This window comes from Mycobacterium scrofulaceum, assembly GCF_001667885.1.
GTDB classification, from domain to species: Bacteria; Actinomycetota; Actinomycetes; order Mycobacteriales; family Mycobacteriaceae; genus Mycobacterium; species Mycobacterium scrofulaceum_C.
Genome location: NZ_LZJW01000028.1, coordinates 18356 through 41293 on the forward strand (window position 1 = coordinate 18356; position 22938 = coordinate 41293).

21 protein-coding genes are annotated in these 22938 nt (G+C 70.2%); 13 read left to right on the plus strand and 8 right to left on the minus strand.

Features of this window, described 5'->3' with window-relative positions:
• Position 1 precedes the first annotated feature (1 nt).
• From A5681_RS03150 to A5681_RS03170, 5 genes are all read right to left on the minus strand, one after another.
• Complete coding sequence (locus tag A5681_RS03150; RefSeq protein ID WP_067269289.1) at positions 2-988, minus strand: hypothetical protein; 987 nt, start codon at positions 986-988, stop codon at positions 2-4.
• Between the two features lie 66 nt (positions 989-1054).
• Positions 1055-2410, minus strand: coding sequence for a TIGR01777 family oxidoreductase (locus A5681_RS03155; RefSeq protein WP_067269291.1), 1356 nt, complete (start codon positions 2408-2410; stop codon positions 1055-1057).
• Positions 2411-2418: 8 nt separating this feature from the next.
• The gene (locus tag A5681_RS03160; protein ID WP_067269293.1) at positions 2419-3663 is read right to left on the minus strand and encodes a glycosyltransferase family 4 protein; all 1245 of its coding nucleotides are present in this window, start codon (positions 3661-3663) and stop codon (positions 2419-2421) included.
• A 13-nt stretch (positions 3664-3676) separates the two neighbouring features.
• Positions 3677-5239 (minus strand): glycoside hydrolase family 57 protein, encoded by a 1563-nt coding sequence (locus tag A5681_RS03165; RefSeq protein ID WP_156737825.1) that lies wholly within the window; start codon positions 5237-5239, stop codon positions 3677-3679.
• A 26-nt stretch (positions 5240-5265) separates the two neighbouring features.
• Positions 5266-6072, minus strand: coding sequence for a class I SAM-dependent methyltransferase (locus A5681_RS03170; protein WP_067269297.1), 807 nt, complete (start codon positions 6070-6072; stop codon positions 5266-5268).
• 227 nt (positions 6073-6299) lie between these two features.
• On the opposite strand from A5681_RS03170, the gene A5681_RS03175 reads away from it, so the two are divergent.
• Together A5681_RS03175 and A5681_RS03180 are read left to right on the plus strand one after the other, a co-directional pair.
• The gene (locus tag A5681_RS03175; protein ID WP_067269298.1) at positions 6300-7091 is read left to right on the plus strand and encodes an electron transfer flavoprotein subunit beta/FixA family protein; all 792 of its coding nucleotides are present in this window, start codon (positions 6300-6302) and stop codon (positions 7089-7091) included.
• 39 nt (positions 7092-7130) lie between these two features.
• Positions 7131-8087: an electron transfer flavoprotein subunit alpha/FixB family protein gene (locus A5681_RS03180; RefSeq protein ID WP_067269300.1), complete on the plus strand. Its 957-nt coding sequence runs from the start codon at positions 7131-7133 to the stop codon at positions 8085-8087.
• Positions 8088-8146: 59 nt separating this feature from the next.
• On the opposite strand, the gene A5681_RS03185 is transcribed toward A5681_RS03180, so the two are convergent.
• A complete protein-coding gene (locus A5681_RS03185; protein ID WP_197498495.1) occupies positions 8147-8527 on the minus strand; it encodes an SRPBCC family protein in 381 nt (126 codons plus the stop codon).
• Positions 8528-8541: 14 nt separating this feature from the next.
• Positions 8542-10089, minus strand: coding sequence for a cryptochrome/photolyase family protein (locus tag A5681_RS03190; RefSeq protein ID WP_331710624.1), 1548 nt, complete (start codon positions 10087-10089; stop codon positions 8542-8544).
• A 150-nt stretch (positions 10090-10239) separates the two neighbouring features.
• Here A5681_RS03190 and A5681_RS03195 point away from each other — a divergent pair, with 150 nt between their 5' ends.
• From A5681_RS03195 to mnmA, 4 genes are all read left to right on the plus strand, one after another.
• The gene (locus A5681_RS03195) at positions 10240-11085 is read left to right on the plus strand and encodes a GNAT family N-acetyltransferase (RefSeq protein ID WP_067269303.1); all 846 of its coding nucleotides are present in this window, start codon (positions 10240-10242) and stop codon (positions 11083-11085) included.
• The gene (locus A5681_RS03200) at positions 11082-11987 is read left to right on the plus strand and encodes a lysophospholipid acyltransferase family protein (protein WP_067269305.1); all 906 of its coding nucleotides are present in this window, start codon (positions 11082-11084) and stop codon (positions 11985-11987) included. Before A5681_RS03195 ends, A5681_RS03200 begins: the two co-directional genes overlap by 4 nt.
• Before the next feature lie 150 nt (positions 11988-12137).
• A complete protein-coding gene (locus A5681_RS03205; RefSeq protein ID WP_067269307.1) occupies positions 12138-13316 on the plus strand; it encodes a cysteine desulfurase family protein in 1179 nt (392 codons plus the stop codon).
• A complete protein-coding gene (gene mnmA / locus A5681_RS03210) occupies positions 13317-14393 on the plus strand; it encodes a tRNA 2-thiouridine(34) synthase MnmA (RefSeq protein ID WP_067269308.1) in 1077 nt (358 codons plus the stop codon).
• Here the strand turns inward: mnmA and A5681_RS03215 are convergent.
• Positions 14390-15025 (minus strand): sensor domain-containing protein, encoded by a 636-nt coding sequence (locus A5681_RS03215; protein ID WP_067269310.1) that lies wholly within the window; start codon positions 15023-15025, stop codon positions 14390-14392. The genes mnmA and A5681_RS03215 overlap by 4 nt on opposite strands.
• A 105-nt stretch (positions 15026-15130) precedes the next feature.
• Between A5681_RS03215 and A5681_RS03220 the strand changes: the two genes are divergently transcribed.
• From A5681_RS03220 to A5681_RS03250, 7 genes are all read left to right on the plus strand, one after another.
• Positions 15131-16144: a methionine synthase gene (locus A5681_RS03220; protein ID WP_067269312.1), complete on the plus strand. Its 1014-nt coding sequence runs from the start codon at positions 15131-15133 to the stop codon at positions 16142-16144.
• A gap of 79 nt (positions 16145-16223) precedes the next feature.
• On the plus strand, positions 16224-17117 hold the full coding sequence (locus A5681_RS03225; RefSeq protein WP_067269314.1) for a hypothetical protein: 894 nt from the start codon (positions 16224-16226) through the stop codon (positions 17115-17117).
• Between the two features lie 69 nt (positions 17118-17186).
• A complete protein-coding gene (gene ligA, locus A5681_RS03230) occupies positions 17187-19268 on the plus strand; it encodes an NAD-dependent DNA ligase LigA (protein WP_067269315.1) in 2082 nt (693 codons plus the stop codon).
• Between the two features lie 4 nt (positions 19269-19272).
• Positions 19273-20385 carry a cystathionine gamma-lyase gene (locus A5681_RS03235; protein WP_067269317.1) on the plus strand — a complete coding sequence of 371 codons (1113 nt, stop codon included), beginning with the start codon at positions 19273-19275 and terminating at the stop codon, positions 20383-20385.
• Positions 20386-20438: 53 nt separating this feature from the next.
• Positions 20439-21035, plus strand: coding sequence for a TetR/AcrR family transcriptional regulator (locus A5681_RS03240; RefSeq protein ID WP_067269318.1), 597 nt, complete (start codon positions 20439-20441; stop codon positions 21033-21035).
• Between the two features lie 159 nt (positions 21036-21194).
• Positions 21195-21641, plus strand: coding sequence for an MmpS family transport accessory protein (locus A5681_RS03245; protein WP_197498497.1), 447 nt, complete (start codon positions 21195-21197; stop codon positions 21639-21641).
• The coding region (locus A5681_RS03250) for an MMPL family transporter (RefSeq protein WP_156737824.1) at positions 21638-22938 on the plus strand (1301 nt) is incomplete at its 3' end. The genes A5681_RS03245 and A5681_RS03250, both read left to right, overlap by 4 nt.

Consider the following 22938-nt stretch of genomic DNA (forward strand, 5'->3'; position numbering starts at 1 on the left):
GTCACGGCAGCGTGCTGATCGTGCCGGCGGTCAGGAGTTCGGTGTAGTAGCTTCCGCCCGGGTAGAAGTCGGGTGTGGTGGTGCCCGCGAGCATGTCGCCGATCCAGCCCCGAGTCAGGCCCCACACCGCGGCGATGTTGTCCGGCTTGGGGCGACCGCACACCAGGTTTTCGTAGACCGGCGACGCGGGGCCGAGCGCATCGCCGTGGGCGCCGGTCGTGACTTTCACCCCGTGGAACGTGCGGTCCGGAAAGTACCGCTCGATCGCCTTGGTGCCGCGTTGAAAGAAGTTGCACAGCAGATGCGGTGAAGCCGTGGCGTAGATGGGCAGCGCGGTTCCCGCGAGGCCGGCGAGGGCGTCGTCGGCATTGGACCCGAGGAACGACTTCACGCCGTCTTCGCTGACGATGCCGCGCAGCTGGGTGAAGGCGGTGGGGTAGGAGCTGTGCAGGCGCTCGGCGACGTATTCGACGGCCTCGGCCCCCGCCGAGTGGCCCACGAAGACGACGTTGTCGGGTAGCGGCGCAACGGGCCGGCCGGCCTTCTCCGCCGCCGTCGCGAACGAGGCCGCCAACGCGCCATGCGGGTCGCCTTTGCGGGCGAAGACCTCGGCGATGTTGTCCAGGAACCCTCGATTGTCGATCAGGTGCTCCACGGTGCAGCCGAAGATGTTGAGGGTGGGCAGCGTGGTGGCCACCACCAGGTAACCGCTGCCGGCGAGCTCGGGGCCGAAGGCGGACCACACCTTCTTGCCTTCGACGAAGCCGTGCTGCAGCCAGACCAACCCGACCGGGGGCGTGCTGGGGAAATACCACGTCGTCGGGACCGCCTGCGTCGTGCTTGCGCAGGTGACCTCGGTCGTGCTGTCCGCCTCCGTGGATTCCGCCAGGGCGGGGCGCGGGGCAAACGCGATCGCGGCCAGCGCGACGATGCCGATCCCGATCGCGGTGGTCCGACGGGCACGCCAGGTCAGCGCACCAAGTTTCATTAAGGGATTGAACCATTAAGTTACTTAAATGGGGTCTAATCGGCCCCGAATGCCGCGATGCGCAGTTCAGCGGGCTTGCCCGAGCAGGTGGCGAAGCGCCTGGTCGAGGTCGGGCTGGCGGAACCGGTGCCCGGCCGCGCTCAGCTTGTGCGGGAGGACTCGCTGGCTGGCGCATGCGAGTTCGCGCGCGCCCTGCTCGCCGAGCAAAATCCGCGGGCCCAGCGCCGGCACCGGCAACACGGCGGGCCGGTGCACGACGCGCGCCAGCGTGGCGGTGTACTCGCTGTTACGGACCGGTTGCGGGGCAACGGCGTTGACGGGACCCGAGAGCGCCCGGTCCCACAGCGCGCGGTGGTAGATGTCGACCAGGTCGTCGATCCCGATCCACGACAGCCATTGCCGGCCGTCGCCCAGCCGCCCGCCCAGCCCGGCGCTGAACAGCGGGCGCATCAGCCTCAGCGTGCCGCCGCGCGGGGACTGCACGATCCCGGTGCGCACCCGCACCACGCGCGTCCCGGACTGTTCCGCGGGCGCCGTCGCCGCCTCCCAGTCGGCGACCACGTCGGCGAGGAAACCCCCGCCCCGGTCGCTGTCCTCGATGAGGATGTCGTCGCCACGGTCGGACCCGTAGTATCCGATCGCCGACGCCGAGACGAGCACGGCCGGGCGGCGCGAGGCGCGGCCCAGCGCCTCGGCGAGGCGGCGGGTCGGGCCAATCCTGCTGTCGCGGACGGCATGTCGATGCTTCTCGGTGAACCGGCCGGCGATCGAGGCGCCCGCCAGGTGGATGACGGCGTCCACGCGATCGAACAACGCCGGGTCGGGGTCGTCGGGATCCCACGCTCGCTCGTCCTCGCCGCGGGGCGAGCGGCGCACCAGCCGGATCACACGGTGGCCGCCCGTGCTCAGAAACGCCGTCAACGCCGAACCCACCAACCCGGACGCTCCCGTGACGGCGACGGTCAGCGGAGCCAGCCCGTTGTCGGCGGCCAGCCGGTGGGCGGCCAGATCGTCGGCCAGCTGGCGGTGCCGGTAGGCGAACATGGGCCGCAGCAACGACCCGGGCACCGGCGTGTCCACCCGGTCGATGACCCGGGTGCGGCCGTCGCCGGCATCCTCGAAGTCGTGGGTGTGCCGCCAGCGCACCGCCATTCGGGTGGGCAGCGTGGCCAGGCCGTCGCCGCCGATGGCGTCCACGAAGCGCCGCGGCGGGTCGTAGTCCGCCGCCTGGTGCACGGCGACCCAGCGCAGGCCACCCGGCAACGCCAGCGTCGCCCGCCCGTCCTTGAGCGAGGCGGCCTCGGTGACCAGCCGCATGGGCTGCCACGGCGGCGAGAGCCGGGCGAACGCGCCCGGCCGGGCGTGCCAGGCAAAAACGTCGGCGATCGGTGCGTCGACGACGCTCGAATATTCCAATCCCATACCGCAGGTTAGCGGTTGGGCAGGGCGTGCTCGACGATGGGCATCCGCGGCTGCGGTTGCCGCTCGGCGCGCTTGGCGGCGAGATACACCTGCGCGGTCTCCCGGGCCACGGTCTTCCAGTCGAAGGCCGAGGTGAGCCGTTCGCGAGCGGCTCGGGCGCGCCGCTGCGCGGCGTCGGGATCATCGAGCACGGCCCGCACCGCCGACGCCAGCCCGGCGACGTCGCGGGGCGGACAGGAGACCCCGGTCTCGCCGTTGATCACCGCCTCGCCCAGGCCCCCGATGTTCGACGTGACGAGCGGCGTGCCGGCCGCGGCGGCCTCCAGCGCGACAATCCCGAACGGCTCGTAATGGCTGGGCAGCACCGCGGCATCGGCCCGGTGCAGCACCGCGAGCAGCTCGGCATGGCCGAGGTGCCCGACGAACCGAATTGCCTTGAGCACCCGATGCTTTCGGGCCTGCTCGACCAGCCACTCCTGCTGGGTGCCCTCCCCGGCGACGGTCAGTGTGGTCCCGGGGTGGGTGCGCCGGATGCGGGGCAGCGCCGCGATGAGGTCGTGCACACCCTTCTCATACTCCAGGCGCCCGAGGTAGAGCAGTTCGGCGGGACCGGTGCGCGGTCGGCGGTCGGCGAACGGCCAGCGCGCCGCGTCGATCCCGTTGCGAATCACCGTGATTCCGGCGAGGCCGGGTCCGAACAATTCGGTGATCTCGTCGGCCATCGACGCCGAACAGGTGATCAGCGAATCGGATTCGCGCACCAACCACGACTCGACCGCATGCACCTGACGACTGATCGCGCCGGACACCCAGCCGGAGTGCCGCCCGGCCTCGGTCGCGTGGATGGTGGAAACCATTGGCACGTCGTAGAACTGCGCGAGCGCGATGGCCGGATGGGCCACCAGCCAGTCGTGCGCGTGCACGACGTCGGGACGCCACGGCCGGTTCGTGCCCCGCTTCTTCAGGGCCAGGCCCTCGCGGGTCATGGAATGGCCCATGGCCAGGGTCCAGGCCATCATGTCGGTGCTGAACGAGAACTCGTGCGGGTCGTGGGCGGCGGCGATCACCCGGACGCCGTCGACCACCTCGTCGGACGACGGGTGCGTGCTGGGGTCGGTGCCCGTGGGGTGGCGGGACAACACGACGACCTCGTGCCCGGCCGCGGCCAGCGCGGTCGACAGGTGGTGCACGTGCCGGCCGAGCCCGCCGATCACCACCGGCGGGTACTCCCACGACACCATCAGGATCTTCACGCGGCCGCCCAGCTCATCGGGGCAGCCGGCGCGCGTCGAGCGCGCCGAACAGTCCGTCGGCGCGGTTCCATCCCTCGGCCAGGCGCCCGGCGGCGTCCCGCCGCCCGGACGCGAGCGCCCCGGCGATCTCGCGGGTGGCGTGCGCATGCAGGTGGGCGCGGTAGCGCGCGTAGTCCGCGGCCGAGTCCTTGCTCACCATGAACGGCCAGTCGCTGGAAACGGTGAGCAGGGTCTCGCGCAGGATCTGGTCGGCGACGTGGTCGCGGGGGAGCGGCCCGTCCAGCGAGGCCCGCTCCGCCAGCGCCTTGTCGACGGTGCTCAGCGCCGTGTCGACCACTTCGTTGTTGAGCTGGACCAGATCGGCCACCTTCTCGCCGGCCCACACCTGCCAGTCCTTGCCCGAGCCCCACGAACTGGGCGGCAACGCCACCGAGCTCCCGACGAATCCGCCGGCGATGGCGTCGCTGAGCGTTCCCACCCGCACACCGGCGGCGGGCAGGGCGCGCAGCAGCCGCTGCAGCCACGTCGGGCCCTCGTACCACCAGTGGCCGAACAGCTCGGTGTCGAAGGCGGCGACCACGTGCGCGGGCCGCCCGATGCGCTCGGATTCGCTTGTCAGCCGGTTGCGGACCACGTCGACGAAGTCGGCGACATGGACGTCGACGGCGTGGTCGGCGCGCTCGGGGTCGTAGGGCGCCTTGGTCTCCGACGGCACGTTGCGGCCGGTCACCCGCGCCGGCTTCAGCCCGGTGAGGTGGTCATAGGTATGGAAGTCGCGGTAGGCGGCGTGCCCGGGGTAGCCGGATTTGGGTGACCACACCCGGTAGCTGACCTGCAGGTCGCGCCCGAACGCGACGACGTCGGTGTCGCGGACGGGCCGGCCCAGCGCGGTGTCGCCGTGCAGCGACGGGCCGTCGACCATGAAGTGGGTGACACCCGCGGCGGCGTAGTCGTGCTCCATGCCTGGGGCGTAGGCGCACTCGGGCGCCCAGATTCCGGTGGGGCCCTGCCCGTTTCGCGCCCCTAGGCGCGACCGCGCGTCGGCCAGCCCCTCGCGCAGGGCGAACTCGCGCAGCCGCGGCGCGAGCAACGGCTGGAAGGGGTGGGCCAGCGGGCCGCCGAGCAATTCCACCGTGCCGGCGTCGATCAGGCCGCGCAGCAGCGGACTACCGCCGTGCCGCCACCGGGTGGCGAAGTCCTCCAGCGCCCCGTCCGCCTCGGCGCATTCCCGAATCCCCAACGTGCGCAACGCGTCCGGCGCGCAGGACTGGTAGTCGGCCGACTTCGACCGCGCCGCGGACCGGACGCTGGCCGCCTCGGCGGCCCGCAGCCGCCAGTTGGCCAGCCAGTGGTGCATGCCGTCCAGGCAGTACGGGTCGTCGAGCTGCGCGTTCACCACCGGGGTGACGCCGAGCGTGATCAGCCCACGGCGGTCCTCGTCGGCCAGCGTGGTCAGCACCCGCATCAGCGGCAGATAGGCGGCCGCCCAGGACTGGTAGAGCCACTCCTCGCCGACCGGCCACCGGCCATGATGGGCCAGCCACGGCAGGTGGGTGTGCAGGACCAGGGTGAACATGCCGGGCACCCGGTCATGCGAATTGCTCACGGCGCCACCGCGATCGCGATCAGATCCAGGCTGTCGTCGATGTCGCGGGGACCGCATTCGATGTCGAAGTCGTCGCATGTCACCGCGGCGACGTCGGCCACCAGCTCCGGCGGCCACGGCGCGCCCGCCAGCGCCAAGGCGATCTGCGCATCGATGATGGAGCCGCCGTGGCGGGCGTCCATTTCCCGCAGCCGCGGACCGTGGAAAAGCCCGCTGATCGACACGTCGCGAAAGCCCGCGTCGGTGAGCAACTCGGTGAGCTCGGCGGCGTTGAGTTCACGGGTGTGGAACGGATTGATCGGGGTGTCGCGGCCGGGCGAGAAGGTGATCCGGTTCGGTGTCGACATCATCAGCAACCCGCCGCGGCGCAGCACCCGCGCGCATTCGGCGACGAATTGTGCCTGATCCCACAGGTGCTCGATGACTTGGAAGTTGACCACAATATCCACGGCGGCGTCGGGCAGCGGCAGCGCCGCGAGGTTGGCCTGCATCACCTCCACGCGCGTGTAGCGGGCGCGCACGTGGGACACGGCGGCCTCGTCGTAATCCACGGCCACCACCCGGCGGGCGACGGCGGCGATCAGGTCCGCGCCGTACCCCTCTCCGCAGCCGGCCTCGAGCACGTCGCGGCCCGCGCAGCGTCCGGCCAGCCGCTGGTAGACCACCTCGTGGCGGCGGAACCAGTAGTTTTCGACATCCAGGCCCGGAATGGTGCGCTCACCTGTCAACGCCAGCACGGGATCAGCCGCCGGCGAGGGATCGCCGGGGCTGTGCCAGGGGACGTCGGGGACGGTTGCGCTCATCGCATAGGCAGGCTAACGCGAAGTGTCGGATTCGCGAACCGGGAACGGGGCGCCCCCGCTTACCGAGGGTGGACACGCCGGAAGAACCCGCAGTACCACCCGCTATGGTGTGAAGGCAGGCTGCACAAAGTTACCGAGTAGTAACACGACCGTGCGCTGCGAAACGCGTACTGAAAGTCTCGTGGTCGACTGCTGCGAGACTCCTTCGAGGAGGACGAACCACACTCATGACGAACATCGTGGTCCTGATCAAGCAGGTCCCAGACACCTGGTCCGAGCGCAAGCTGAACGACGGCGACTACACGCTGGACCGCGAGGCCGCCGATGCAGTGCTGGACGAGATCAACGAGCGCGCCGTCGAAGAGGCCCTGCAGATCCGCGAGCGGGAGGGCGGCGAGGGATCGGTCACGGTGCTGACCGCCGGTCCCGAACGCGCCACCGAGGCGATCCGCAAGGCGCTGTCGATGGGAGCCGACAAGGCCGTGCACCTCAAGGACGACGGCATGCACGGTTCCTGCGTGGTGCAAACCGCGTGGGCGCTGGCGCGCGCGCTGGGCACCATCGAGGGCACCGAGCTGGTCATCGCCGGCAACGAGTCCACCGACGGCTCCGGCGGCGCGGTGCCGGCGATCATCGCCGAGTACCTCGGCCTGCCGCAGCTGACCCACCTGCGCAAGCTGTCGATCGAGGGCGGCAAGGTCACCGGCGAGCGCGAGACCGACGACGGCGTGTTCTCGCTGGAGGCCTCGCTGCCCGCGGTGGTGAGCGTGACCGAGAAGATCAACGAGCCGCGCTTCCCCTCCTTCAAGGGCATCATGGCCGCCAAGAAGAAAGAGGTCACGGTGCTGACGCTGGCCGAAATCGGCGTCGAAAGCGACGAGGTCGGGCTGGACAACGCCGGGTCGACGGTGCTGTCGTCGACGCCGAAGCCGCCGAAGACCGCGGGCGAGAAGGTCACCGACGAGGGCGAGGGCGGCAACCAGATCTCCCAGTACCTCGTGGCCCAGAAGATCATCTAGACGAGCACCCATCCCACAGACGAGAAGAGCGAAGAAACCATGGCTGAAGTTTTGGTGCTCGTTGAGCACGCCGAAGGCGCCCTGAAGAAGGTCACCTCCGAACTGATCACCGCCGCCCGCGCGCTGGGCGACCCGGCCGCCGTCGTGGTCGGCAAGCCGGGCACGGCCGAGCCGCTGGTCGAGGGCCTCAAGGAGGCGGGTGCCGCCAAGATCTACGTCGCCGAGTCCGACGACGCCGAGAACTACCTGATCACCCCGGTGGTCGACGTGCTGGCCTCGCTGGCCGAGTCGAACGCGCCCGCGGCCGTGCTGCTGTCGGCCAACGCCGACGGCAAGGAGGTCGCCGGCCGGCTGGCGGCCCGGATCGGGTCCGGCCTGCTGGTCGACGTGGTCGGCGTCCAGGAGGGCAACAAGTTCGTGCACTCCATCTTCGGTGGCGCGTTCACCGTCGAGGCGCAGGCCAACGGCGACACCCCGGTGGTCACGGTGCGTGGCGGCGCCATCGACGCCGAGCCGCAGGCCGGCGCGGGGGAGCAGGTCACCGTCGAGGTGCCCGCCGCCGCCGAGAACGCCACCAAGATCACCGCGCGCGAGCCGGCGGTCGCCGGCGACCGTCCGGAGCTGACGGAGGCCACCATCGTGGTGTCCGGCGGTCGCGGCGTGGGCAGCGCGGACAACTTCCACGTGGTCGAGGAGCTGGCCGACTCGCTGGGCGGCGCCGTCGGCGCGTCGCGGGCCGCGGTCGACTCCGGCTACTACCCGGGCCAGTTCCAGGTCGGCCAGACCGGTAAGACGGTGTCGCCGCAGCTGTACATCGCGCTGGGCATCTCCGGGGCCATCCAGCACCGCGCGGGCATGCAGACGTCCAAGACGATCGTCGCGGTCAACAAGGACGAAGAGGCGCCGATCTTCGAGATCGCCGACTACGGCGTGGTGGGCGACCTGTTCAAGGTCGCCCCGCAGCTGACCGACGCCATCAAGCAGCGCAAGGGCTGAGTCTTCGACCCGGGAGCCCCCGACGCCACGGTGTCGGGGGCTCTCGCGCATCACGGCGGCTATCGCGCCGCGGTCGCCATCGCGTCGATGCGCCGCAACGCGATTGCCAGCACCGAGACATAGGGCGCCGCCCACCACGGCGCGGCCATGCCGACCCGCGATCCCTCGCCCACCGGGTCCACCCAGTGGCGCGTCGCGGGGACGCCTGCCACCCGCCAGGCCCAGTGCCGGCCCGGCTCGAAGTCGGTCACGACGAACGGGGCCGGAACCAAGAGCGACGTCTGGACCACGCCCGTCGCGCCCAATGCCAGTTCGGTGTGCGGTTCGTCGAGGCGGGCGCCCCGGGTCGTCGGACCCCACTTCGGCCACGCGTCCAGGTCGACCAGTAGCTCCCACACCGCCGACGGCGGCGCCGCGACCGTGCGGTCGACCGTGAGCATGAGGCCGCCGCCCATCACGGCGCCGACCGCCCGAGTCGGCGCTGTTGCCCGACGACCTCGTCCAGATCGGTGAGCCGGCGCAGCCCGGCGAGCGGTTGGCTCATCCGCCGGTTGCCCGCGAGGTGCTGCTTGTTGCGGTCAAGGAACCACCAGTAGCCACCCGTGTACGGGCAGGCCCGCTCGCCGACCCGCTCCGTCGGCCGGTAGGGGCAGCGGCCGCAGTAATCGCTCATCCGGTTGATGTACGCGCCGCCCGCGGCATACGGCTTGGTCGCCATCAGCCCGCCGTCGGCGTGTTGGGACATGCCGACGACGTTGGCCACCATCACCCAGTCGTAGCCGTCGACGAAGCAGCGGTGGAACCAGTCGGTGACCGCGGCGGGCTTCCAGCCGCGCTGCAGCGCGTAGTTGGACAGCACCATCAATCGCGGAATGTGATGAACCCAGCCGTGATCGCGCACTTGGGCCAGGACGTCTTTGAGGCAATGCGCGCGCACCGCGTCGGCGTTCAGCTCGGCGAACCAGTCGGGCAATTCCGCGTGCGCCCGCAGCGCGTTGCGATGGCGGTAATCCGCGCCGAAATGCCAATAGACGCCCCAGATGTAATCGCGCCACCCGATCAGCTGGCGGATGTAACCCTCGACGCTGGCAAGCGGGGCATGCCCCGCCCGGTAGGCGTCTTCGGCGGCGTAGGCGCATTCCAACGGGTCCAGCAGGCCGAGGTTCATGGGCGCCGACAACAGGCTGTGCGCCATGAACCGATCGCCGGAGAGCATGGCGTCTTCGTGGGGACCGAAGTGCGGCAAGCGATCTCGCAGGAACACTTGGAACGCTGCGCGCGCTTCGGTTGCGGTGACGGGGAATTCGCGCGGGCCGTCGCGGCCGACGAAGGCCACGTCGCCGTCGCGTTCCCACCGGTCCAGGTCGGCGCGCACCTGCTCGTCGATCTCATCCTCTTCGGGTTGCCACGGCGCGGGCACGGGCAGGGCGTCGGCGTTCTTGGGCGCCGGTTGCCGGTTGTCGGCGTCGAAATTCCATCTGCCCCCGGCGGGTTGGTCGCCCTCCATCAGCAGATCGAACCGACGGCGCGCGTCGCGGTAGAAGTTTTCCAGCAGCAGGGTTCGTTGCCGTCCGGACCATTCCTCGAATTCGGTGCGGCCGGTGCAGAAGCCACGCCCGGGCAGCACCTCGACATCGGGGAGCGAGCGCACGAAACGATCCGCCGCCCGCGACGTCGGCTGACACACGCTGATGCGGCCCCCGACGTGCCGCAGCGCCTCGCGATACGCCTGCGTCCGCAGAAACATGGCCTGGTCGCCGAGTTCGGCGGCGCGATGACGCAGCGCGGAGAGCACCAGGTGGGCCTTGCGCCGGTGGAACCGGCGGCGTGCGAACGCCGCCCTGGACTCGATCAGCAACACCGGCTGGTCGGGATGGTCCAGGAAGTGCGGACCCAGCTGGTCGGCGAAGCACCACCGGCGCACGTCCGGACTCACCGGGGCCACCGGCGGAAGGCCCGCGGTGCCGCCGGGGACGCCGCCGGTCGCGAATCGGTTGGCCACATGGTGACCGGCATACCCGAAATGGCGTGGCCCGATCCCTTCCGGCTGCGCGCGGCACGGGGCCCGCATCCACATTTCGTCATCTGACGTGCACGGACACGTCACAGCCACGATGCCGACTCGCTCACCGATTGCGCAACGTTGGTTTACATGAGCATTGCTTCTGTCCTGATCCCCAGCGACAAGCCCGACGGCGCGACGACGGCGTCGTCCGCCGGGCCCCGATACTCACTGTTGCTGTCGACCGACCCCAGCATGATCGAGGCGGCGCAGCGGCTCCGGTACGACGTCTTCAGCAGCACGCCCGGCTTCGCGCTGCCGACCAATGACGGCGAACGACGGGATGTCGACAGGTTCGACGAGCACTGCGACCACCTGCTGGTCCGCGACGACGGCACCGGCGAGCTGGTGGGGTGTTACCGCATGCTGGCCCCGGCAGGCGCCATCGCGGCCGGGGGGCTCTACACCGCGACGGAGTTCGACATCCGCGGCTTCGACGCGCTCAGGCCGTCGCTGGTGGAGATGGGGCGCGCGGTGGTCCGCGAGGGGCACCGCAACGGCGGCGTCGTGCTGTTGATGTGGGCGGGCATCCTGGCCTACCTGGATCGCTACGGCTACGACTATGTGACGGGCTGTGTGTCGGTGCCGATCGGCGGAGATTCCGAAGCCCCCGCTAGCCAGCTTCGCGGGGTCCGCGACTTCGTCCTCAGCCGTCATGCGGCGCCGCCGCAGTACCGGGTCCGTCCGCACCGGCCGGTGGTGGTCGACGGGCGGCCGCTCGACCAGATTCCGGCGCCCGCGCGTCCGGCGATCCCACCGCTGATGCGCGGCTACCTGCGGCTGGGCGCTCAGGCGTGCGGCGAGCCCGCGCACGACCCCGACTTCGGGGTGGGCGATTTCTGTGTCCTACTGGAAAAGCAGCGCGCCGATACGCGATATCTGAAGCGGCTGCGCTCGGTCTCGGCCGCGTCGCAGCTGGCCGGCGGCGACCGATGAGCGCTCCCGCCCGCACCGGGCACTCCTGGTTACCGCGCGCATCGTGCGACGCCCGCTGTGTGCGCGTCGGCGACGTGGCCGGGTCGCCGGGGCTGTTGGTGGCGCTGCGCGTGACGCTTCGCGTCATGCTGGCGCTGCTGCTGGCGCCCGGAGTGGCGCTGCTGGCGGTACCGCTGCCCGGCCGGACGCGCGTGCAGCGCGTCTACTGCCGGATGGTGTTGCGCTGCTTCGGAATTCGGATCACGGTCACGGGCAGCCCGATTCGCAACCTGAGCGGGGTCCTGGTGGTCAGCCCGCACATGTCGTGGCTGGACGTCTTCGCCATCGGCTCGGTGTTGCCCGGGTCGTTCGTCGCCCGGGCCGACATGTTCACCGGGCCCGCCACCGGAATCGTGGCCCGCATCTTGAAGATCATCCCGATCGAGCGCGCCAGCCTACGGCGACTGCCCGCGGTGGTGGACGCCGTCGCCCGCCGGCTGGGCGCGGGCCAGACCGTCGTGTGCTTCCCGGAGGGCACCACCTGGTGCGGCGCGCCCGGCGACGATCCCGGCCGCGCGGCGGCCGCGACTGCGGGCGGGCAGCCGCACCGGGGCCGGGGGGCGTTCTATCCGGCGATGTTCCAGGCCGCGATCGACGCGGGCCGTCCTGTGCAGCCGCTGCGGCTGACGTACCACCACGTCGACGGCAGCGTCTCGACCGTGCCCGCTTTCGTCGGCGACGAGACGCTGCTGGGCTCCATCCGCAGGCTGCTGACCGTGCGCCGCACCCTGGCGCGGGTGCACGTCGAGTCCCTGCAGCTCCCGGGGACCGATCGGCGGGCCTTGGCGAGCCGCTGCCAGTCGGTGGTGGGCGTGGGCACGGCCCGGTCCGCCGGTCGCGGGTCCATGCTGGTGGCCTCCTAGCCAGGTGGTGGCGACCCGCGGCGCCCGGCTTCGCCGCGCTTGCGATCACCACGGAACCTGATCGTGGCGACCCGCGGCGCCCGGCTTCGCCGCGCTTGCGATCACCACGGGTCAAAGGCCCTTAGACCTGCCGGTATCGTGGGTCAAGTCATGGTCTACCTGGATCACGCCGCTACCACGCCGATGCACCCCGCCGCCGTCGAGGCGATGACGGCGGTGCTGGGCACGCCCGGCAACGCCTCCTCGCTGCACACCAGCGGCCGGTCGGCGCGGCGGCGCGTCGAGGAGTCGCGGGAGCTGATCGCCGACAGGCTGGGCGCCCGCCCGTCGGAGGTCATCTTCACCGGCGGCGGGACCGAGAGCGACAACCTGGCCGTCAAGGGCATCTACTGGGCCCGCCGCGACGCGGAACCGCGCCATCGGCGCATCATCACCAGTGAAGTCGAGCACCACGCCGTCCTGGATTCGGTCAATTGGCTCGCCGAGCACGAAGGCGCCGAGGTGACGTGGCTGCCGACCGCCGCCGACGGCTCGGTGTCGGCGGCCGCGCTGCGCGAGGCGCTGCGCAACCACGACGACGTAGCGCTGGTTTCGGTGATGTGGGCCAACAACGAGGTCGGCACCGTGATGCCGGCCGCCGAGCTCGCCGCCGTCGCGGCCGAATTCGGGGTCCCGATGCACAGCGACGCCGTGCAGGCGGTGGGTCAGTTACCGGTGGACTTCGCCGCCAGCGGGCTCTCGGCGATGAGCGTGGCCGCGCACAAGTTCGGTGGCCCGCCCGGCGTGGGCGCCTTACTGATCCGCCGCGACGTGACGTGCGTGCCCCTGGCGCACGGCGGCGGGCAGGAACGCGACATTCGCTCCGGCACGGCCGACGTCGCCGGTGCGGTCGGCATGGCGGCCGCGGCCCGAATCGCGGTGGACGGGATCGAGGCCAACAGCGCACGGCTGCGGGCCCTGCGGGATCGCCTGATCGACGGGGTGCTCGCCGGCATCGAGGACGTCACGCTCAACGGTGCGCGCGACCCGCAGCGCCTGCCGGGCAACGCGCACTTCACGTTCCGCGGCTGCGAAGGTGACGCGCTGCTGATGCTTCTGGACGCCAACGGCATCGAGTGTTCGACCGGATCGGCGTGCACCGCGGGCGTCGCGCAGCCGTCGCACGTGCTGCTCGCGATGGGTGCCGACCCGGCCAGCGCCCGCGGGTCTCTGCGAATGTCGCTGGGGCACACGAGTGTTGACGCCGATGTCGATGCCGTGCTGCGGGTGCTGCCGGCGGCCGTGGACCGGGCGCGCCGGGCCGCCCTGGCCGCTGCGGGGGCTCCCTAAGTGAAGGTCCTCGCCGCGATGAGCGGTGGCGTCGACTCGTCGGTCGCCGCCGCCCGCATGGTCGATGCGGGGCACGACGTGGTGGGCGTGCACCTGGCGTTGTCGACCGCGCCCGGCACCCTGCGCACCGGCTCACGCGGGTGCTGTTCGAAAGAGGACGCCTCGGACGCCGGCCGCGTCGCCGATGTGCTCGGAATACCTTTCTACGTCTGGGATTTCGCCGAGAGGTTCCAAGCGGACGTGATCGACGACTTCGTGTCGTCGTACGCGCGCGGCGAGACGCCCAACCCCTGCGTGCGGTGCAATCAGCGGATCAAGTTCTCGGCGCTGTCCGCGAAGGCCCTCGCGCTGGGCTTCGACACCGTGGCCACCGGCCACTACGCGAGGCTCTCCGGCGGGCGGCTGCGCCGCGCGGTCGATCCGGACAAGGATCAGTCGTACGTGCTGGCCGTGCTGACCGCCGAGCAGCTGCGCCACGCCACGTTCCCGATCGGGGACACCCCCAAGGCGCAGATTCGCGCCGAGGCCGCGCGGCGCGGCCTCGCGGTCGCCGAAAAGCCGGACAGCCATGATATTTGCTTCATCCCGTCCGGGAACACCCGCGCGTTCCTGGGCGAGCGCATCGCGGTGCGCCGCGGCACCGTCGTCGGCGCCGACGGCGCGGTGCTCGCCGAACACGACGGGGTGCACGGATTCACCATCGGCCAGCGCAAGGGCCTGGGCATCGGCGGGCCGGGGCCCGACGGGGGCCCGCGGTACGTGACGGCCATCGATGCCGAGACCGCGACCGTTCGGGTGGGTCAGGCGGCCGATCTCGACGTGCGCGAGTTGCGCGGGCGGGAACCGGTTTTCACGACGGGCACCTCGCCGTCGGGCCCCATCGAGTGCGCGGTTCAGGTGCGCGCGCACGGTGAAACCGCCGATGCGGTCGCGGAGTTGGTCGGCGACGAGCTCGTCGTGCGGTTACGCGCGCCGCTGCGGGGCGTCGCGCGCGGCCAGACGCTGGTGCTCTACCGACCCGACCCGGACGGCGACGAGGTGCTCGGCAGCGCCACCATCGCCGGCACCGCGCGCTAGGCCGGCATGTTCGCGACGATGTTCGTCATCACGATGTCGGACACCGATTGCGCGAAGCCGCAGAAGGTGACCTCCACAATCGCGACCGATCGCAGCCGGTAGTCGCGGCCGCAGCCACCCGGGCGCAGGTGCAGCGAGGCGGCGTCGGACTTCCAGTCGCCGACGTATTGCTGGCCGGCCGAGCCGTTCGCGCAATCGCCCACCGTGCTCACCAACGCCCCGAAGGCGCGACGCGCCGTGTCGGCATCCCGGTAGGCCGCAGCCCCCTCGGAGATCAACGCGCCGTCGGGCGGGTCTTGGAAGGTCGTCTTGTGGAACTCTTCGATGTCGGGCCCGAACGTCGCCGTCTCGGCGTAGATGAACCGGCATTCCCGCGGCGTGGTGTCCGCGAGGGCGTCGATGTCCACCGGGCTGGTGCCGTCCATCGAGGGAATGATCGTCAGGTGTTCGCCCGCGCCGGTGATCGCGCGCATCCGCGACTGGTCCAACAGAATCGTGTCGACGTTGACGCCCTGCACCGCCCTCCGGGGAGCGCCGGATTCGGCCACCGCCGCACCGTCGACCATCCGGGTGCACGCCGCAGCCAGCACCGTGGCCCCGCACAACAGCAGCGGCCGTGCCAATCCCGCCATCCGTGACACGCTTCGCACCCTTCTTGCGTTGAACCTACCGTGCCGCGGCGCGGCAGACACCCCTGCCCACCGGCGGGTTGGGTGACGTCGAATACGGTTGGCCCGGTGAGCGTTTTCGCGAAGGCCAGCGGCGTCGGGTCGTGGCCCGGCATCAATGCTCGGGCGGCCGCCGAGGTCGTCGTCGGGGAGTTGGCCGGCGCGCTGACCCACATCGTCGAGCTGCCCGCCCGGGGGATCGGCGCCGACATGCTCGGTCGGGCCGGCGCGCTGCTGATCGATGTGGCCATCGACGTCGCGCCCCGCGGCTACCGCCTCGCCGCTCGGCCCGGCGCGGTCACCCGCCGCGCCGTGAGCCTGCTCGACGAGGACATGGACGCGCTCGAAGAGGCCTGGGAGGTGGCCGGACTGCGCGGCGGCGGTCGCGTGGTCAAGGTGCAGGCCGCCGGGCCGATCACGCTGGCCGCCGAGCTCGAGCTCGCCAACGGCCACCGGGCGATCACCGATTCGGGCGCGGTGCGGGATCTGGCGGCGTCGCTGGGCGAAGGCGTCGCCGCTCACCGCGCGGCGCTGGCCCGTCGGCTCGAGACGCCGGTGGTCGTCCAGTTCGACGAGCCGTCGCTGCCGAAGGCGTTGGGCGGGCAGCTGACCGGGGTGACGGCGCTGAGCCCGGTGGCGCCGCTGGACGAGGCGGTGGCCGTCGCCCTGCTCGACACGTGCGTCGCCGCGGTGACAGGCGAGGTGTTGTTGCACAGTTGCGCCCCGGCACTTCCGTGGAAGGTGTTGCAGGACAGCCGGATCGGCGCGGTCTCGGTGGACGCGAGCACGCTGGCGGCGGGGGATCTCGACGGTATCGCCGCGTTCGTCGAATCGGGTCGGGCCGTCATGTTGGGGGTGGTTGCGGCCAGCGCGCCGCCGCGGCGCCCTTCGACAGAGGAGGTGGCCGCCGCACTGGTCGCGGTGACCGATCGGCTCGGCTTCGGACGCTCGTCGTTGCGGGATCGCATCGGCGTCACCCCGGCGTGTGGCCTGGCCGGTGCGACGCCCGAGTGGGCGCGACTGGCGATCGAACTCGCCCGCGGGGCGGCCGAGGCATTCGCGGAGGACCCGGACGCCATTTAGCTTTTCGTGGCGGAAATTCCATTAGCGACGTAGCGGCAAATTCACGAGGGCCGTGGCCGCGGCGACTACCATCTCGACAATGGTGACGCGACTGATGGCCGACTCCTGCACCCTTTGGACGGGCTTCGACATCTCGATCGTGGCCAGGACCTACGCCCAGTTCACCGGAATCCTCGCCGGTTTTGCCTTTGTCGTCATCAATCTGGTGATCGACCGCGCCTACCGGCGCCGCACCGACGGTCGCGTGCTGGTCACGCGTGAGGTCGAGCACGAGACACAAGTCGGAATTGCGCTGGTGTGCGCGTTTCTGGGGCTGTTTTTGACGACGCTGCGATATGGCCTGCTGGCCGGCGAAGGCGGATGCGCCCTGACCGAAGGCCGCGCGGCCTCCGCCGAAGTCCTTGCCGCCGTCTCGTTCGCAGCCTCGATCTACATGCTGCTCAACGCCATCGTGCAGTTCTTCTCGGGCAGCGCCGGCGTGCTGGCCCGCCACTGCGTCTTCGTCTTGGTGGTGCTCGTGCCCCCGATCTCGGTGTTCTTGGTCGAAGACACGCTCACACACCTGGCGCTGGCGCTGGGCGATCCGGAAACGCACCGGCCGCTTCAGCCGCTTTGGGATTGGGCCAGCAGGCTCGCGATTCCGATACCGCTGGCAATCGGATTTGTGGGCGCCGTGGCTTGGTTTCTCGGCAGCAAAAGGCGGCGTTCGGAATTGCCCGCCAGCCGCATTGCCCGGCAATTCCGGATGGCCGTGCCGTACCTCACCGTCGTGGTCGTCTCCGCCGTGATTGTGCGGTCCATTGTCGAATTGCGCTATGCAAATACCGCCACCCATATCAGCCCGGCCGAGGCGTGGTCGTGGGTCGGCGTGCTTGCCGGCACGTTGCTGATCCAGGGCGCGGCTTTGTCATTTCAAAAAGGGGTGGAAGTTCCATTCGGCGGCTTCCCGGATACGGCCGAACAATCGGCCTGATATCGGTCCGCCGTCGCGGACGCGGCATCGCCCCGGCGGGGTGTCGGCGCTCTCGGATAGCCTGCGAGGGTGAGCTCAGCAGAAGCTGATCAGGTGTCGCCCGAGGTGCGGCGGCAGTGGCAGGAACTGGCCGATGAAGTCCGTCAACACCAGTTCCGCTACTACGTCAAGGACGCCCCGATCGTCTCCGACGCCGAGTTCGACCGGATGTTCAACGACCTTCTCGCACTTGAGGACCGTCACCCGGAGCTACGGGTCCCGGATTCTCCGACGCAGCTGGTCGGCGGGGCCGGCTTCGCCACCGACTTCACCGAGGCCGAACATCTCGAGCGGATGCTCAGCCTCGACGACGTGTTCGACCGCGACGAGCTGGTCGCCTGGAGCAACCGCGTCGAGAACGAGGTCGGCAGCGAGCCCTACTACCTGTGTGAGCTCAAGATCGACGGCGTGGCGTTGTCGCTGGTGTACCGCGACGGCCGGCTGGAACGGGCCGCCACGCGCGGCGACGGCCGGGTGGGCGAGGATGTGACGCTCAATGCCCGCACCATCGACGACGTTCCTGAGAGGCTCACTGCCACTGCCGATTTGCCGATTCCGGCCGTGCTCGAGGTGCGCGGCGAGGTCTTCTTCATGCTCGCCGATTTCGAGGCGCTCAACGCCAGCCTGGTCGAGGACGGCAAGGCGCCGTTCGCCAACCCGCGAAACAGCGCGGCCGGTTCGCTGCGCCAGAAGAACCCGGCGGTCACCGCCCGGCGCAAGTTGCGAATGATCTGTCACGGCATCGGCCGTACCGACGGGTTCGCGCCCAAGACCCTGCACGAGGCCTATACGGCGCTGAAGGCCTGGGGCCTGCCGGTGGCCGCCGAGACCGCACGCGTTCGTGGCCTCGCCGCCGTGGAGGACCGGATCGGCTATTGGGGTGAGCACCGCTACGACATCGACCACGAAATCGATGGCGTGGTGGTCAAAGTCGATGACTTCGCGCTGCAACGCCGACTGGGGACGACGTCGCGCGCGCCGCGGTGGGCGGTCGCCTACAAGTACCCGCCGCAGGAGGCGCAGACCAAGCTGCTCGACATCCGGGTGAACGTCGGCCGCACCGGACGCGTCACGCCCTTCGCCTTCATGAGGCCGGTGAAGGTCGCCGGATCGACCGTGGGGCTGGCCACCCTGCACAACGCCGCCGAGGTCAAGCGCAAGGGGGTGCTGATCGGCGACACGGTGATGATCCGCAAGGCCGGTGACGTCATCCCGGAGGTGCTCGGCCCCGTCGTGGACCTCAGGGACGGCTCCGAACGCGAATTCGTCATGCCCACAACATGTCCCGAATGCGGCACCACACTTGCCCCGGCCAAGGAGGGCGACGCCGACATCCGGTGCCCCAACGCGCGGTCCTGCCCGGCGCAGCTGCGGGAGCGCGTGTTCCACGTCGCCGGCCGGGGAGCGCTCGACATCGAAGGGCTGGGTTACGAGGCGGCCATCGCGCTGCTGAAGGCCGGCGTGATCGCCGATGAGGGCGACCTGTTCACCCTCACCGAGGACGACCTGGTGCGCACCGAGCTGTTTCGGACCAAGGCCGGCGCATTGTCGGCCAACGGCAGGCGTCTGCTCGACAATCTGGACAAGGCCAAGACGGTGGCGCTGTGGCGGGTGCTGGTGGCGCTGTCGATCCGGCATGTCGGCCCGACGGCGGCGCGCGCACTGGCCACCGAGTTCGGCAGCCTGGACGCGATCATGTCGGCGTCGACCGAGCAGCTGGCCGCGGTCGAGGGGGTCGGGCCGACGATCGCCGCCGCGCTCACCGAGTGGTTCGCCGTCGACTGGCATCGCGCGATCGTCGACAAGTGGCGGGCCGCCGGGGTGCGGATGGCCGACGAACGCGACGCCAGCGTGCCGCGCACGCTGGAGGGGCTGACCGTGGTCGTCACCGGTTCGCTGACCGGTTTTTCGCGCGACGACGCCAAGGAGGCGATCATCGCCCGCGGCGGAAAGGCCGCGGGTTCGGTGTCGAAGAAGACCGACTTCGTAATCGCCGGTGACGCACCGGGTTCCAAGTACGACAAGGCGGTGGAGCTGGGCGTGCCGGTCCTCGACGAGGACGGGTTCCGGAAATTGTTGGCCGAGGGTCCTCCGGAAGCCCCGGCGGGCTAGGCTGATGACCGGTCGCTACGGCGATTCCACCCGCAGCCTCAAAGCCGCCGGCCCGCCGGCCATTTCGGGACAGCCGGTGGCGCCGCAGGCCGTGCTCGCGGCCGCCTACCACCTCAGCAGTGACGAGACCGGTGCAGCGGACACCTATGGCCGCAGCTCCAATCCGACGTGGCGGCAGCTGGAGTCGGCGCTCGCCGACCTCGAGGGAGCGACGGGTGCGCTGGTGTTCGGCTCGGGCATGGCCGCCGTCGGCGCCGTGCTCCGCGCGCTCGCCACGCCGGGATCGGTCTTGGTGGTGCCCGCCGACGGCTACTACCAAGTCCGCCGCTTCGCCCGCGAAGAGTTGGCGCCCGCGGGGGTGACCGTCATCGAGGCGTCGAGCTCGCGGATCTATGACGCCGCGGTGGGCGCCGACGTCGTGCTGGCCGAAACCCCCACCAACCCGGCGCTGGACGTCGTTGATCTGCACCGGTTGGCCGGCATCTGCCGCGGCCGCGGCGCGCGGTTGATCGTGGACAACACCGCCGCCACGCCGCTGGGTCAGCAACCGCTGGCACTGGGCACCGACGCGGTGGTGGCCAGCGCCACCAAGGCGCTGTCCGGCCACAGTGACCTGCTGGCCGGCTACGTCGCAACCGACGACCCCGAGTTGCGCGCCGCCGTGGAGCGCCAACGACTGCTCGCCGGCGCGATCCTGGGCGGGTTCGAGGCATGGTTGCTGTTGCGCAGCCTGGCCAGCGCCGGATTGCGTTTCGAGCGGCAATGCCAGAACGCCAGGGCCGTGGCGACGATGCTGGCCCACCATCCGGCGGCCCGGGTGGTGCGTTATCCGGGGTTGGCGCAGGACCCCGCTCACCGCGTGGCGATGGCGCAGATGCGCCGGTTCGGTTCACTCGTCTCGGTCGAATTGGCCGACGCCGCAGCGGTGCACGCCCTCGTCGAGCGCAGCGAATTGCTGGTCGCGGCGACCAGCTTCGGCGGCCTGCACACGTCGGTGGATCGCCGGGCACGCTGGGGCGATGTGGTCGGCGACGGGTTCGCGCGCATCTCGTTGGGCATCGAAGACACCGACGATCTGGTCGCGGACATCGAACGCGCTCTGCGGGCGTCGGGATAACGGCCTGGCCCGAAATTGGTCCGCACCGCGCAAGCGGCTCTATCGTGGGCGCTATGACCCAGACGGCGGACCGGTTCACGCAGGAATCACCGTGGTCGCCCCGAGAGGGCGAGATTTTGGCGGTCACGTTGCGGTTGCTCCAGGAGCACGGCTACGACCAACTGACGATCGACGCGGTCGCCGCCGCCGCCCACGCGAGCAAGGCCACGGTGTATCGGCGCTGGCCTTCCAAGGCCGAATTGGTGTTGGCCGCCTTCATCGAGGGCGTCCGCGTGGTGGCCGTCGCGCCCAACACCGGCACACTGCGCGGCGACCTGCTGAGCCTGGGGGAGACGTGTGGGCAGCACGGCGTCGAACACGCCAGCACCATCCGCGCGGTGATGGTCGAGGTGTCGCGACACCCGGCGCTCAATGACGCTATGCAGGAGCAATTCCTCAAGCAGCGCAAGGCGTTACTGCAGCATGTGCTGCGCCAGGCCGTCGAACGCGGTGAGATCCGCGAGGACGTCATCAGCGACGAGCTTTGGGATCTGTTGCCCGGTTATCTCATCTTCCGGTCCATCATCCCCGGCCGCCCGCCCACCCGTCGAACCGTCCAAGCCCTCGTGGACGGGTTTCTCATCCCGGGCTTGACCAGAACCACCGGGTAATCCGGGCGTAAACCCGCCGAGACGGAATGTGTACGCGCGCGTCTCTTGTACAGTACGGTCCCGTACCGTACTGTCATACCTGTCGATCGCGCCCGACCCGCTGGCAGCCGCACTCGCCTCGAGGGTGGTCGTGTCGCCCGATGATCGAAAGGTGAACGGGTGAAGGGGATTTCGTTGGCATCCCTCGTCAGGCGGGGGTGGATGGTGCTGGTCGCGGTGCTAGTCGTCGCGCTTGCGGGATTTGCCATCTACCGCCTGCACGGAATCTTCGGCTCGGACAGCAGCGCCTCGGCCAACAGCGCCATGGCCAACGAAATCGTCCCGTTCAACCCCAAGCGGGTGGTGCTCGAGGTCTTCGGCAGGCCCGGCGCGACCGCGACCATCAACTACCTTGATGTCAACGCCCAACCGCAGCAGGTGAAGGACGCCCCGCTGCCGTGGTCGTTCACGATCACCACCACGGAGCCCGCGGTCCTGGGCAACGTCGTGGCGCAGGGCAACGGCGACAGCCTCGGCTGCCGCATCACCGTCAATGGGGAAGTGAAAGACCAACGCACCGTGGACAAAGCCGACGCCTACACCTTCTGCTTGGACAAATCAGGATGAGCGACCACGAACAGCCGCGGGCGCGCGTCCCGCACACCATCCGCCGGCTCGCCTGGCCCATCCTGTTGTTCTGGGTGGCGCTGGCCGCGATCACCAACATCGCGGTGCCGCAGCTGGAAGAGGTTGGCAAGACGCACAATGTCGCGCTGAACTCGCCCGACGCCCCTTCGCTCAAGGCCATCAAGCGCATCGGTGAGAAGTTCGGCGAGTTCGACACCGACAGCTCGGCGATGATCGTGCTGGAGGGCGACAAGCCGCTCGGCGCGGACGCGCACCGTTTCTACGACGAGATGATCCACAGGCTCGAGCAGGACAAGAAGCACGTCGAGCACGTCCAGGACTACTGGGGCGACACCCTGACCGCGGCGGGCTCGCAGAGCAGCGACGGAAAGGCCGCCTACGTTCAGGTGAACCTCGCCGGCAACCAGGGTTCGGCGTTGGCCAACGAGGGCGTCGGGGCGTTGCGCGACATCGTCGATCGCATCAAGCCGCCGCCCGGCGTCAAGGCTTACGTGACCGGCGCGGCGCCACTGATATCCGACCAATTCGACGTCGGCAGCAAGGGAACCGCGAAGGTCACTCTGATCACGGTCGGCGTGATCGCCCTGATGCTGTTCTTCGTGTACCGCTCGGTGCTGACCACCCTGCTGGTGCTCGCCACGGTCCTGATCGAAATGTCGGCCGCCCGCGGCCTTGTCGCGTTCCTCGGGAACGCCGGGATCATCGGCTTGTCCACCTACGCGACCAATCTGTTGACACTTCTGGTGATCGCCGCGGGCACCGATTACGCCATATTTTTCGTGGGCCGCTACCAGGAAGCGCGCGGGGCCGGTGAAGACCGCGAAAAAGCCTTCTACACCATGTATCACGGCACGACGCACATCGTGCTGGGGTCGGGGCTGACGGTGGCCGGCGCGGTGGCCTGTCTGAGCTTCACCCGGCTGCCGTACTTCCAGAGTCTGGGCATTCCAGCCGCGCTGGGCATCATCGTCGCGCTGTTCGCGGCCCTCACGCTGGGGCCCGCGATCCTCACCCTGGGCGCCAGGGTGGGCATCTTCGACCCCAAGCGGGCGGTCAGAACCCGTGGCTGGCGGCGGATCGGCACCGCCATCGTCCGCTGGCCCGGGGCCGTTCTCGCCGCGGCCTGCGCGCTGGCGCTGGTGGGCCTGATCGCTTTGCCCGGCTACAAGACCAGTTACGACACGCGTCCCTACATGCCGGCCAGCGCGCCGGCCAATGTCGGCTACACCGCGGCCGAGAAACATTTCTCGCGGGCCCGGCTGGAGCCCGAATTGCT